This window comes from Lentzea sp. NEAU-D7, from assembly GCF_026242055.1.
GTDB lineage: Bacteria > Actinomycetota > Actinomycetes > Mycobacteriales > Pseudonocardiaceae > Lentzea.
On the sequence record NZ_JAPJDL010000005.1, the window covers coordinates 302221 to 315076 of the forward strand.

General features: G+C 71.0%; 13 protein-coding genes. 4 read left to right on the forward strand and 9 right to left on the reverse strand.

Going from position 1 to position 12856, the window contains the following annotated elements; genetic code table 11:
• Positions 1-87: 87 nt before the first annotated feature.
• On the reverse strand, positions 88-1332 hold the full coding sequence (locus ORI60_RS44605; RefSeq protein WP_323055910.1) for a helix-turn-helix transcriptional regulator: 1245 nt from the start codon (positions 1330-1332) through the stop codon (positions 88-90).
• A gap of 140 nt (positions 1333-1472) precedes the next feature.
• Here ORI60_RS44605 and ORI60_RS13865 point away from each other — a divergent pair, with 140 nt between their 5' ends.
• Positions 1473-2381: an NADP-dependent oxidoreductase gene (locus ORI60_RS13865; protein ID WP_266037628.1), complete on the forward strand. Its 909-nt coding sequence runs from the start codon at positions 1473-1475 to the stop codon at positions 2379-2381.
• Here the strand turns inward: ORI60_RS13865 and ORI60_RS13870 are convergent.
• On the reverse strand, positions 2342-3235 hold the full coding sequence (locus ORI60_RS13870; protein ID WP_266037629.1) for a polyprenyl synthetase family protein: 894 nt from the start codon (positions 3233-3235) through the stop codon (positions 2342-2344). The genes ORI60_RS13865 and ORI60_RS13870 overlap by 40 nt on opposite strands.
• A gap of 179 nt (positions 3236-3414) precedes the next feature.
• On the opposite strand from ORI60_RS13870, the gene ORI60_RS13875 reads away from it, so the two are divergent.
• Positions 3415-4380: an aldo/keto reductase gene (locus ORI60_RS13875; RefSeq protein WP_266037630.1), complete on the forward strand. Its 966-nt coding sequence runs from the start codon at positions 3415-3417 to the stop codon at positions 4378-4380.
• Positions 4381-4410: 30 nt separating this feature from the next.
• Entirely contained in the window at positions 4411-4809 is a 399-nt protein-coding gene (locus ORI60_RS13880) for a TOBE domain-containing protein (RefSeq protein WP_090010749.1), read from the forward strand.
• Between the two features lie 4 nt (positions 4810-4813).
• Here the strand turns inward: ORI60_RS13880 and ORI60_RS13885 are convergent, their stop codons facing one another.
• The 7 genes from ORI60_RS13885 to ORI60_RS13915 all read right to left on the reverse strand — a co-directional run bounded on the left by ORI60_RS13885 (position 4814) and on the right by ORI60_RS13915 (position 11446).
• Positions 4814-6004: an acyl-CoA dehydrogenase family protein gene (locus ORI60_RS13885; RefSeq protein WP_266037631.1), complete on the reverse strand. Its 1191-nt coding sequence runs from the start codon at positions 6002-6004 to the stop codon at positions 4814-4816.
• The gene (locus ORI60_RS13890; RefSeq protein WP_266037632.1) at positions 6004-6840 is read right to left on the reverse strand and encodes a 3-hydroxyacyl-CoA dehydrogenase NAD-binding domain-containing protein; all 837 of its coding nucleotides are present in this window, start codon (positions 6838-6840) and stop codon (positions 6004-6006) included. Before ORI60_RS13890 ends, ORI60_RS13885 begins: the two co-directional genes overlap by 1 nt.
• Positions 6837-7556 (reverse strand): acetoacetate decarboxylase, encoded by a 720-nt coding sequence (locus tag ORI60_RS13895; RefSeq protein ID WP_266037633.1) that lies wholly within the window; start codon positions 7554-7556, stop codon positions 6837-6839. Before ORI60_RS13895 ends, ORI60_RS13890 begins: the two co-directional genes overlap by 4 nt.
• A 1-nt stretch (position 7557) precedes the next feature.
• On the reverse strand, positions 7558-8301 hold the full coding sequence (locus ORI60_RS13900; RefSeq protein WP_266037634.1) for a crotonase/enoyl-CoA hydratase family protein: 744 nt from the start codon (positions 8299-8301) through the stop codon (positions 7558-7560).
• Positions 8298-9461 carry a CaiB/BaiF CoA transferase family protein gene (locus tag ORI60_RS13905; protein WP_266037635.1) on the reverse strand — a complete coding sequence of 388 codons (1164 nt, stop codon included), beginning with the start codon at positions 9459-9461 and terminating at the stop codon, positions 8298-8300. Before ORI60_RS13905 ends, ORI60_RS13900 begins: the two co-directional genes overlap by 4 nt.
• A 114-nt stretch (positions 9462-9575) precedes the next feature.
• A complete protein-coding gene (locus ORI60_RS13910; protein ID WP_266037636.1) occupies positions 9576-10484 on the reverse strand; it encodes a LysR family transcriptional regulator in 909 nt (302 codons plus the stop codon).
• Between the two features lie 29 nt (positions 10485-10513).
• Positions 10514-11446 carry a hypothetical protein gene (locus tag ORI60_RS13915; protein ID WP_266037637.1) on the reverse strand — a complete coding sequence of 311 codons (933 nt, stop codon included), beginning with the start codon at positions 11444-11446 and terminating at the stop codon, positions 10514-10516.
• Positions 11447-11570: 124 nt separating this feature from the next.
• Between ORI60_RS13915 and ORI60_RS13920 the strand changes: the two genes are divergently transcribed.
• On the forward strand, positions 11571-12848 hold the full coding sequence (locus tag ORI60_RS13920) for an FAD-binding oxidoreductase (protein ID WP_266037638.1): 1278 nt from the start codon (positions 11571-11573) through the stop codon (positions 12846-12848).
• Positions 12849-12856 lie beyond the last annotated feature (8 nt).

A 12856-nucleotide genomic window follows, 5' to 3' on the forward strand; every position in this document is an offset into this window, starting at 1 on the left:
CAGCATTCCGACCACGACACGCCCTACAATTAAGCTTCCCCTAAACAATTGCCATGCACATTGGAATTCCGGTTCGGGAGGGATCGGCTAGCGCGCGGCGCCCCACTCGTGCGCGAGGGCGGCGGCCTCCCCGCGCGAGCCGACTCCGAGCTTCTCCAGGATCTTGGCCACGTGGAACTTCACCGTCGACTCGCTGATGTGCAGCTCACCGGCGATGTCGCGGTTGCGCCGCCCGCGGGCGAGGCGGCCCAGCACCTCGAGCTCCCGCGCGCCCAGCACGGTCAGCGGGTCCTCGCGCGGGCTCTCCGGCGGCCCGAGCGGCACCTCGATCGTCACGGTCGCACCCCAGCCCGGCACCGCGTCGACCTCGACCTTCCCGCCGAGCGGTCCGAGGCGTTCCGGCACCCGGCGCCGGTCGAGGCTGCCGCAGGACAGGGTGCCGGGACCGTCGTCCCGCACGGTCGCCCGCAGCACCGCGCCGACGATCTTCCAGCCGATGTGGACGCGGCCGACCCCGCCCTGGTCGTCCAGCATCGCGTGCACGGACGCCCTGACCACCGCGGCGGCCGTCGCGGAGATCTCGGTCGGCACGATCCGGTCCGCGCCCTCCTCCGCGCCGGGCGTGCCGAGGTCCAGGCGCACGTCGCGGCCGCGCAGCACGCGGCGCAGCGACTCGGCGAGCCGTTCGAAGGCCTCTCCCGCCCGTTCCTCGGTCTGCGCCCGGTCCAGGTCGGCCCGCGACCGCAGTTCGACCAGCGCGGTGACGGCCAGGTCGGCGGCCCGCGAGCGGGCGGTCGCGTCGTCCACGCCGTGGTCGCGCAGCACACCGAGCAGCGCGGTCAGCGAGGCGCCGTACGCGTCGCCGAGATCGGAGATGGCGACGGCACGGGCCGCCGCGGCCGCGCGGGACACGGCGAGCGTCGCGGGCACCGCCTCGTTGCGCAGGCCCTCCATGTGCGCGGTCACCACGTCCCACAGCGCGACGGCGGGCGCCAGCACCTCCGCGGCCACCGGGGTGTCGTCGGTGCGCAGCAGCACGAGCAACGCGTTCGGTTCGGACACGTCGCTCACCAGCACGACGACCGGTACTTCGGCCCCAGCCATGACCGCCCGCCCCTGCCAGGCTCCCCTGGCCGGCAGCAGGGGACGCAACGCGGCGATGTCGGTGATCGTCACCGGCGCCTCGCCGCGGAGCTTGAACGGCGCGAACGAGCAGTTGGACAACTCGGCCACGGCCTGGTGCGGAATGGCGCCGCCGATCGCCGCCGACAGCCGCGACAGCGTCTCGCTCAGCGGTGCCCGGATCACGTCGGCGGCGGCCAGCAGGTCCATGGCGACGAGCGTAGCCCGCTGAGACTGACGCTCCGCTGGCCTTTCGACTAGGTGGGACTAGCCGAAGTAATGGGGCGGAAGAACACGACCCTCGCTAGTGTTGACATGTCAACCAAACGAACCAGCAGTGGGAGTCAGAGATGAAGGCGATCACCTACACCACGTTCGGCGGCCCGGAAGTGCTGAGCCTGACCGAGGTCGAGAAGCCGCACGCCGGACCGGGACAGGTGCGGCTGAAGGTCGTCGCCGCCGCGGTCAACCCGCTGGACGACAAGATCCGCAAAGGGTGGATGCCACCGCAGATGACGCCCCCGTTCCCGGTGATCCCCGGTCTGGAAGCGGCCGGCATCGTCGACGAGGTCGGCGAGGGCGTCACCGGCGTCGCGGTGGGCGACTCGGTCCTGGGCTGGACCGTCACCGGCGCCTACGCCGAGTTCGCGCTGGCCTCCGAGTTCGCCCTCAAGCCCGCCGACCTCGACTGGGACACGGCCGCCGCGCTGCCCGTGGCCGTCGAGACGTCGGTCCGCGTGCTCGACGAGCTGAAGGTCGGCAAGGGCGAGACGCTCCTGATCCACGGGGCCTCGGGCGTGGTCGGCGCCGTCGGCGTCCAGCTCGCGGTGGCCCGCGGCGCCACGGTCATCGGCACCGCCTCCCCCGCCAACCACGACTACGTGCGGTCGCTCGGCGCCACCCCGGTCGCTCACGGCGAGGGGCTCGCCGACCGGATCCGCGCCGCCGCGCCGCAGGGCGTCGACGCCGTGTACGACGCCGCGGGGCACGGCGACCTGCCGTTGTCGATCGAGCTGCGCGGCGGCACCGACCGGATCATCACCATCGCCGACCCGCAGGCCGCCGAGCTCGGCGTCACGTTCTCCGGCGGCGGTGCCCCGTTCGGCAGCAGGCTGGCCGAGTACGCCCATCTCGCGGTGGACGGCAAGCTCGTCGTGCGCGTCGCGCAGAGCCTGCCGCTGGCCGACGCGGCCCAGGCGCAGGAACTCGTCGCGACCGGTCACGCACCGGGCAAGGTGGTGCTGCGCCCCGCCGGCTGAGCGGGCACGGCCGGCGCCGGGGCGCACCGGGCGGTCGTGACCTCCCTGGCGAGCGACGACAGCTCCTCCGCGGCCCGCGCCCTCGGACCACACCGCCGCAGGTGGTTCAGGGCGCGGGCGAGCAGCAGTTCCGCCTGCTGTTCGCACCACTTCCGCCCGCCGTCGACGGTCATCCCGGCCTTGGCCGCCGCCACGACCGGGAGCGTGCGGCGGCCGCGGGTGAGGTCGTCGCGCAGGGTCAGGACGTCGTCGACGTGCTTGCGCGCCAGGCCCACGTCGTCCCCGAACTGCCTGAGGTGGCCGGCCTGGCTCGCGCTCGCACCGGCGGCCAGCGCGCCGAGCTCGCACGCCGCGGCCGGCAGCGAGCTGTGCTTCGCCGCGGCGACACCGAGGTGCTGGGCCATGTCGGTGTCGTCCTCCTCGTCCATGCCGATCTCCTGGACATAACCGTCCACAACGGACATCAACGCGACGTTGAGGACCACGACCCCGTGCTTGCCGAGCCGTGCGACGGCGAGGGAGAGAAGAGCGTCGGCCGCCGAGACGACCCTGTCCGCACCGAACACCTCCCACGCGCCCCCGCGGATCATGAGGTCCGCGTGCAGTTGTTCGTGCAGGTGCGCGAACTCCAGCGCGAGAGCGGCCCCGGTCGCATCGACGTCACCGAACGCCTCGGCGGAGAGCAGCACGAGCGCGGCCGTCGAGAAGTCCTGCCGCGCGAGGCCGAACTCGACCACCTCGCGCGTCTCGTCCGGCAGCTCCGCCAGCGCCGCCGGCAGCAACGTCCCGACCGCGCACCGGGTGCGCTCCAGCACGTGCCGCGGTGGCGCGGCGACCAGGTCGATGCTCGTCATGGCGCTTTCCTCTCAGACCCCGGGAAAACGACGCTAAACCCGCTGGCAGGACCATCAGGGCCGGTAGCCACTGACGTGTCGAACAGAGGCACGATCCAGCGACGCGGACTACGTTGATGTTGAACGGGTTGTCGTCACCGTCACCCGACCGTGATCATCGTTTTCCTGAGGGGCTGACCATGCGCTACACCAAGCTCGCCGGCATGGACGTGTCCGAGATCTGTCTCGGCATGATGAGCTACGGAGACCCGAACCGGGGCGGCCACCCGTGGTCGTTGCCGGAGGAGCAGTCCCGGCCGTTCATCAAGGCCGCGCTCGACGCCGGCATCAACTTCTTCGACACCGCGAACATGTACTCGGCCGGTTCCTCGGAGGAGATCACCGGCGCCGCGCTGCGCGACTACGCGCGGCGCGAGGAGATCGTGCTGGCCACCAAGGTGCACCACCGGATGCACGAAGGCCCCAACGGCTTCGGCCTGTCCCGGAAGTCGATCTTCGCCGAGATCGACAACTCGTTGCGCAGGCTCGGCACGGACTACGTGGACCTGTACCAGATCCACCGCTTCGACAGCACCGTCCCTCTCGAAGAGACGCTGGAGGCGCTGCACGACGTGGTGAAGTCCGGGAAGGCGCGCTACATCGGTGCGTCGTCCATGTACGCGTGGCAGTTCGCCAAGGCGTTGTTCACGCAACGGCAGAACGGCTGGACCCGGTTCGTGTCGATGCAGAACCACTACAACCTCCTCTACCGCGAGGAGGAGCGCGAGATGCTGCCGCTCTGCGCCGACCAGGGCATCGCCGTGATCCCGTGGAGCCCGCTGGCCCGCGGCCGCCTGGTCCGCGACTGGGACGCGACGACCGCGCGCACCGAGACCGACGAGTTCGGGGCGAGCCTGTACCTGGAGTCGGACCGCGCGATCGTCGACCAGGTCGCCGCCGTCGCCACCGCGCGCGGGGTGTCGCGGGCGCAGGTCGCGCTGGCCTGGCTGCGGCGCAATCCCGTCGTCACGGCACCGATCGTCGGCATCACCAAGCCCGCGCAGCTCGACGACGCGGTGGCGGCGCTGGACTTCGAGCTGAGCGACGACGAGGTGGCGCGACTGGAGTCGGGCTACCAGCCGCACCGCATCGCCGGCCACTCCTGACCCCGCGAACGCGGATATACACTTCCGCCCGTGCCGAACTTGCGGATCAGCGAGGCCGCCGCGCTGCTCGGTGTCAGCGACGACACCCTGCGCCGGTGGATCGACCAGGGCCGCCTCGCGTCCGTCGTGCTGGACAACGGGCGCAAGGGTGTCAGCGGCACCGAGCTGGCCGCGTTCGCGCAGAAGATGACCGACGTGGCCGAGCCCGGCGCGACCGTGGCGGCCTCGGCGCGCAACCGCATGAAGGGCATCGTCACGCGCGTCGTCAAGGACGGCGTGATGGCCCAGGTCGACATGCAGGCCGGGCCCTTCCGCATCACGTCTCTGATGAGCCGTGAGTCCGCGGACGAGCTCGGCCTGGAGGTCGGCAGCGTCGCCGTGGCCTCGATCAAGTCGACGCACGTGGTCGTCGAGATCCCCGAGGCCTGAGAACTCAGACGAAGGCGCTCTGCCCGGTGATCGCCTTGCCGACGATCAGCGTGTTCATCTCGCGCGTGCCCTCGAACGAGTAGATCGCCTCGGCGTCGGCGAAGAAGCGGGCCACGTCGTGGTCGAGCACGATGCCGTTGCCGCCGAAGATCTCCCGCGCCCAGGCGACGACCTCGCGCATGCGGGAGGTGACGAACGCCTTCGCGAGCGACGAGTGCTCGTCCTGGAAGATGCCCGCGTCCTGCAGCTTCGCGAGCTGCACGAGCATGCCCCACGACGCGGTGATGTTGCCGAGCGACTGCACCAGCTTGTCCTGCACCATCTGGAAACGGGCGATCGGGCGGCCGAACTGCTCGCGCTCCTTCGAGTAGGCGAGGGCGGCCTCGTACGCGCCGATCATGACGCCGAGCGCCTGCCAGGCGACACCGCCCCTGGTGGCGCGCAGGATCTCCGCGACGTCGCGGAACGAGTCGATGCGCTGCAACCGGTTCGCCTCCGGCACGCGGACGCCGGTGAGGGTGATCTCGGCGTTCTCGACGATCCGGAACGCGATCTTGCCCTCGATCTTCTCGGCGACGAAGCCGGGCGTGCCCTTCTCCACGACGAAGCCCTTGACCTGGTTGTCGGCGAGGTCGCGGGCCCACACGACGACGTAGTCGGCGAAGGTGGCGTTGCCGATCCACTTCTTGGCGCCGTTGAGCACCCAGGTGTCGCCGTCGCGCTCGGCGGTGGTGCGCATGCCGCCCGCCACGTCGGAGCCGCCGAGCGGTTCGGTCATCGCGAACGCCCCGATCTTGTCCATCGCGGCCATGGCGGGCAGCCAGCGGTCGCGCTGCTCCTGGTCGCCACCCGCGTAGATCGAGTACATCGCGAGTCCGTTGTGGACGCCGAAGAACGTGGCGACCGACGCGTCGGTGCGGGTCATCTCCATCGCCAGCATGCCGGTGAGCAGGTTGCTGACGGCGGCGGGGTGCTCGCCGTAGCCCTCGTACGACAGCGCGGTGAGGCCGGCGCCGCGGAACTTGCCGATCAGCTCGTGCGGGAACTCGCCCCTGGCCCAGTACTCGTTCACGAGGGGCTTGATCTCGGTGGTCATGAACTCGCGGGCGCTCAGCAGGATCTTGCGCTCGTCGTCGGGCAGCAGCGCCTCGTAGTTGTAGAAGTCGGCGGTCAGCTGGTCTTCCAGGCGGTTCATCAGTTCTCCTCCAATGCCGTCAGAACGGCGAGCTGCTTGCGGTCGCGCGTCTCGGCGAGCGCCGAGTACGTGGAGGAGCCGTAAGCGTCTTCGACGGCCCGGATCAGCCGTTCGGGATCTTGCGACGGGGTGCCGAGGGACAGCCCCCGCATGGACTTGCCGATGTGTTCGGCGAGGTGGCGGTAGCCGCCGGGCCCACCACCGAGGTGGGCGCCGAGGAACGGGCCGACGGCCGCCCAGCGCAGGCCGAGCGAGTTCGTGACGACGGCGTCGAGGTCTGCGGGCGTCACGACGCCCTGTTCGACCAGGTAGGCGGCTTCACGGGACAGCGCGGCCTGCAGCCGGTTGCCGACGAAGCCGGGGATCTCCTTGCGTTCGACGACCGGCGTGCGGCCGAGCGAGCGGTAGAACTCCACCGCCCTGGTCACGGACTCCTCACTCGTCTGCTCCCCCGGCACCACCTCGACCAGCGGGATCACGTGCGGCGGGTTGAACGGGTGTCCGATGAGGACGCGCGAGCCGTCGATGCCCTCGGTGAACGCGGTCGAGGGGATCGCGGACGACGAGCTGAGCAGCAGCGCGTGCTCGGGCGCCTCCCTGACCAGCTCGGCGAACAGGGTCTTCTTGAGCTCCAGGTCCTCCGGGCCGTTCTCCTGCACGAAGTCCGCGTCCCGCACGGCTTCCGCGACGGTCGGGGCGATCAGGACGTCGTCGGGGACGACCTCGGCGAGGTCCGGGCGGGGGTCGGTGATCCGCACGGTCATCCCGTGCTCGCGGAACAGGCGGGCCCACGAGAGTCCGATGACACCTGCCCCGACGACTGCGACTGTGCTCATGCTTCCTCCAAGTAGTCGTGAACCGGCTTGGCGGGAGCGAGCGTCAGGTCGGTGATGACGTGGCTGGCGGAGACGACCTCCAGCACGGGGAGATCGGCGAGCGGCGCGAGGACGTGCTGGAACAGCTGCAGGCGCGCCGGGCCGGTGTACGCGGCCTTGACCACGACGTCGGTGATCTCCGTGCGCACGAGCTCCTGCACCCGCGGCGTTCCGTCATAGTCAGGGATGGTCTTCAGCATGAAGGTTGGAACCGTGATCTCCGCCTCAGCCGCGCGGTGGTCCAGTTCGTGGTGCTTGTAGCCCATGGTCGCGGTGGCCACCCGCAGCGTGCCGTAGTCGAGCGTGCCGACCAGCGCGCCGTTGTCGGCGTAGAGGTTCGGTGCGCCCATGACCTTCGGGTAGGCGCTGACCTCGCGTCCGGACGCGGTGGCGGCGAAGCTGTCGAGGTACATCGCGTGCAGGTACTCGCCGCGCTCGCCGTCGAAGACGACCTGGATCGCCTGGCCGGCCTCGGTGTAGGGGCCGTAGCCGGTGACGTCGTTCATCTTCATGACCTCGAACCGGACGAGCGGCTCGTCGATCGTCAGCGGTCGCGGGACGACGGACCGCACCGCCTCCGGATCGGTCCGGTAGACGATGTTGAGGTACTCGCGGTCGAAGAAACGCGGCTGCACGGCGGGAAACGCCGGAGCGGTCAGAGGTGTGATGCCCAGCATGTCAGCGTCCCGTCCACTGAGGAGAGCGGCGCTCGGCGAACGCGGTCATGCCCTCGCGGACGTCGGCCGTGGTCATCAGCTTCGCGCTCTCGGCGCGTTGCGCGGCCCAGGGATCGGCGGACCGCACGACCTTCTTGACGGCGGCGAGCGCCAGCGGCGCGTTCAGGGCGATCTGTTCCGCCAGCTGGAGTGCGATCGCGGCGGCCTCGCCGTTCGGCACGACCCGGTTCGCGATGCCGAGCTCGCCCGCGCGGCGGCCGTCGACCGGCTCGCCGGTCAGCAGGATCTCCATCCCGATGTGGTGCGGGATCCGCTGTGGCAGGCGCACGACGCCCCCGGCCGCGGCGATCAGGCCGCGCTTCACCTCGGGCAGGCCGAACCTCGCGTCCTCGGCGGCGACGATCAGGTCGCAGGCCAGTGCCAGCTCGAACCCGCCGCCCATCGCGAACCCCTCGACCGCCGCGATCAACGGCTTGGTCAGCTCGGCCTCGGTGAGGCCGCCGAGGCCGCGATCGCCGACCACCGGCGACTCGCCCTTCAGCGCGGCCTTGAGGTCCATGCCCGCGCTGAACGAGCCACCGGCTCCGGTGAGCACGCCCACGCGCAGTTCCGGCGTGGCCTCCAGTTCGTCCAGCGCGGCGGCGAGTTGCGTCGCGACGGCCGCGTTGACGGCGTTGCGGGCCTCCGGCCGATCGATCGTGATCAGCAGCGCCGAGCCCACTCGTTCGGTGCGAACCTCGCTCATGCCGGCACTCCCTCTTCCAGTTCGGCGAACACTTCGGCGGTGTCCTGCCCCGGCAGCGGGGCGAGACGGCGGACGGTGGCGGGCGTGGCGGAGAACCGGACGGGGATGCCGATCGAGCGGATCGCGCCCTCGCTCGGGTGCTGCACGACGTCGAGCAGGTGGCCTTCGCGGACGTACGGGTCCTCGTGCGCCTTGTCGAGCTCCAGCACCGGTCCGAACGGGATGCTGTGCTTGGCGCACACCTCGCCCCATTCCTCGGTGGACAGTGCGGGCGCGCACTCGTCGACCAGTCCCATCAGGTCGTCGCTGTCACCGGGGTCGATCCGCTCACCGGCGACGCGCGGGTCCTCGACCAGGTCGGGACGGCCCGCGGCGGCGAAGAAGTCGCGGAAGTTCCGCGGGGTGTAGGGCACGACGCAGCCGAGGCCGTCGCTGGTGTGCACGGCGTGGTGACCCTTGGCCATCGAGAGGTTGAAGCCGGTCGGCCCCTCCTCCGGCACGAACGCGTGGCCCGCGAGGTGTTCGACCAGGTTGAACGCGATCATCGTGTCGGCCATGGGGATCTCGACGCGCTGGCCCTGCCCGGTGTTGTTCCGGTGCACGAGCGCGGCGAGCACGCTGTAGGCGATGGTCAGCGACGACACCTTGTCGCCGATGATCGTCGGCAGGTAGACGGGCCGGCCGAGGGCGCGGTTCGCGATGTCGACCAGTCCGGACGCGCCCTGGACCGTCTCGTCGTAGGCGGCGACGCCGGCGCGGTCGGAGTCGCCGCGGAAGCCCTGGGCGTGGGCGTAGACCAGGCCGGGGTTGCGTTCGGCGACGTCGGCGTAGTCCAGGCCGAGCCTGCTCAGCGCGCCCGGTCGCATGTTGGTGATCAGCACGTCGGCGGTGTCGATCAGCCTGAGGGCGGTCTCGCGGTCGTCCTCGTCCTTCAGGTTCAGCGCGACGCTGCGCTTGTTCCGGTTGACGTTGAGGCTCAACGGCGTCATGCCCGGCGTGGTGCGGTAGCGGCCGTTGCGGACGGTGTCCACAGGCGACTCGATCTTGATCACGTCGGCGCCGAGGTCTCCGAGGATCTGGGCCGCGTACGGGCCCATCACCACGGTCGAGAGGTCGATCACCCGCACGCCGTCCAGCGGACCGGCGGTGATGTCCTTCATCGTTCGTCCTTTCGCACCTGTTCGTCCTTGCACCACCGAAGTTAGTGACGAACCGCGAGAAAGGGAACGATCATGTCGCGAACAATGGTATGACCACAGCGGTCACACCATTGTTCATTTGACCATCGGCTCCGCGAACACCTCTTTCGCGACCGCGACGACCTCCTCGATGTCGCCGCCGCTCGCCCGGTCGCGGCGCCACAGCAGTCCGGTGTCGAGCTGCGCGCGGAAGTCCTCGAACGGCAGGACCGCCATGTTGTCCAGCTGGTAGCCGCGCATGGAGCTGTCCTCGTCGAGCATCGAGACGGAGAACCCGAGGCCGCCCGAGACGATCTCGGAGGTGCCCTGGTAGCCGGTGTTGCTCAGCTGGATGCGCTTTTTGATGCCCAGCTCGTGCAATTGCCGGTCGAGCTGCTCGAAATACGCGGGCATGATTTCCTCGGGCGACTTCGCGTACGCGAGATCGGTGAGATCGGCCAGTTTGACCGATTTCCGGCCTTCGAAACGGTCCGCGGGCACCACGGCGCCGAGGCGTTCCGACATGACGTGCAGCGTGTCGAGTGAGGCCTCCTGCACGGGCAGCCGCGCCAGCGTGAGCGCGAGCTTGCCGTCCTTCACCGCCGCGACGAGGTCCGTGCTCGTCCCCGGCCAGCGCTTGACCTCGAACCTCCCCGCGACCCGCTCCGCCAGCAGGGACAGCCGTTCCCGCAGCGCCGGGTGGATGCCCGCGGGCACGCCGACGAACACCGTCGACCGCGCGGGGCTGGTGGCCTGGTCGAGGCGCCAGCGGATGGACCCGACCCGGTCGAGCACGTCACGTGCGATCGGCAGCAGGGCGGCGCCGGCGTCGGTCAGCGCCACGTGGTGGGTGCTGCGGTCGAACAGCGGACGGCCCAGTTCGTGTTCGAGGTCCTTGACGCGCTGGCTCAGCGGGGAGGCGGCCATGTGCAGCTTCCGCGCGGCCGCCGAGAAGTTCAGTTCCTCGGCGACCGCGACGAAGTAGCGCAGGTGCAGCAGTTCCACGCTGTTCACCCTAGGCAGCGGAACGCGGCCTAGGCCTTTCGGAGTACGAACTCGTCGCTGCGGCCGCCCGTGAGCAGCACGTCGAGCCTGCCCGCTACCGCGTACACGCCGCACGGGGTGTTCGTGAGCGTGGTGGGGGCTTTGTCCGGCCACGCGGTCTCGCGGACGACCTCGGCCGTCCGCCAGCGGTCCCGCGTGCGGACCTCGACGACGCGGTTGGCGGTGTTGTCGACGAGCACCACCCGGTCGCGGCCCAGCGCGAGCAGGCCGTCGGGTGCGCCGATCGGGGCGCTGATCGTGGTGACGTCGCGCGGGTCGCCGAGAGGGATGACGACGAGCTTGTGGGCGCCGGAGAGCGCGGCGACGAGCTTGTCGCCGACGTGCGCGATGCCGTTGAGGCCCCAGCCCCCGGCCGGTGGCTGCGCGAGATCGGGGTGCTGGACGAACGTCGACGCCTCGCCGTCCGGCGTCACGCGGTAGATCGTGCCCGCGATCGAGTCGGTGACGTACGCCGTGCCGTCGGGTCCCAGGGCGACGTCGTTGGCGAAGTGACCGGCGCCCGCGGCGAGGGTGACGCGGTGCAGGACCCGGCCGGTGCGCAGGTCGTAGACGCCGAGCCCGGCGAACGCCCTGGTGGTCTCCGGCCTGCTGCGGTCGGCCAGGCCGAGGTCGGCGTTGGTGACGAGGACGCGGCCGCGCCGGGCGTCCACCGCGAGGCCCATCGTCGTGATCAGCCACGGGTCGTCGACCAGGGTGCGGGCCTGGCCGGAGGGATCGACCCGCGACACCGTGCCGTGCGTGACGGACCCGACGAGGAACCGGTGGCGCAGCGGGTCGTACGCCACGCCTTCCGGGTGCAGGGACGGGCCGTTGCCGGTGATCACGGAGGCGCACGCGGGCGAGGCGTGCGCGACGGCCGGGGTGAGGAGGAGGACCAGCAGCGAGATCAGGATTCTCGTCATCCTGCCGATCCTCGCCCCGCCACCCCGGCGCGGCTACCGACTTCCGTCGCCCGTTGTCACCGGTTCGAGTAGTCCTCTCCCGCACAGCGGCTTCACGGGGCGAAGCCCACCTATCGTGCGCGACGTGTCCATCGAGCAACCAGCCGCCTTCCTCCCGCGCACGATCACCGAGGTCCTCCGTCCGTCGACGGCGGACGAGGTCGTCGAGATCATCCGCTCGGGCCGGCGGCCACTGCACCCGATCAGCACGGGCTACAACTGGGGCCTGGGCTCGGGCCTGCCCGTCGGCGACGGCGCCACGGTCCTCGACCTGTCGGGCCTGGACCGCGTGCGCGCGCTCGACGTCGACCGCGGCTACGCCGTGGTGGAACCGGGGGTGAGCCAGGGCGCGCTCGCGGAGTTGTTGCGGGGCACGCCGAGGATCTTCAACCTCACCACGTCCTCGTTGCGCACCAGCATCATCGGCAACGCGCTGGAGCGCGGCGCCGGCGTGCACCGCGCCCGCGCCGAGGACCTGGTCGGGCTGGAGGTCGTGCTCGCCGACGGCCGGCGCGAGCAGGTCGGCTGGTGGCCGGGGGTGTCGGCCGTCCCGCGCCCGCACGGCGCCGGGCCGACGCTCACCCACCTGTTCACGCAGTCGTCGTTCGCGGTCGTCACCGCCGCGGTGGTCCGCCTGCTGCCCAGGCCGGAGGAGGTGCGGATGGTGCCGTTCACCTTCGCGCCCGACGACCTCGCCGACGCGGTGGACGCGCTGCGGTCGTGGACGGACCAGCGGCTGATCCCGCAGACCACGAAGATCTACAACCCGGTCGCGGCGCAGCTGGACGGCTACCTCGCGCACGTCTGCCTCAGCGGTGCGGGCGAGGTCGTGGAGGCGCTCGGCTCGGTCCTCCTCGGTGCCGCGAGGAACTCACCGCTCGTCGCGGCACCGGCCTCCGCCGCGGACGAGGTGGTCCGCGCGACGTACGCGGGTGATCCCGATCCGGCCGACACGTGGTTCCTGCGCAGGACGATGGGATGTCCGGCCGAGCGGGTCGACGCCGAGCTCGGGTTGCTGATGTTCCTGCCGCTCGTCCCGTTCTCCGGGGAGGCGATCGCGCTCACCGAGAAGCTGATCCGCGACTGCTGCGCGTCGACGCCCGTCATCACCGTGAACGTCCACGACGGCGAAGCGGTCGACCACGTCATCGGCATCGGCTTCCCGGCGGACGATCCCGCGGCCGTCGTCGCGGCGCGGGAGACGCTCGACCGGTTGCACCAAGCGTTTGCGGCACAGGGTTTTCTGCCCCACCGGCGCGACGTCGACCGGCCCGGGGCGGCGACGGTGTTGCAGGCGAGGATCGGGCGGGCCCTGGACCCGGACGGCGTGTTCGCGCCGGGACGGTACTCGGCGGGCGGCTGACACGGGCC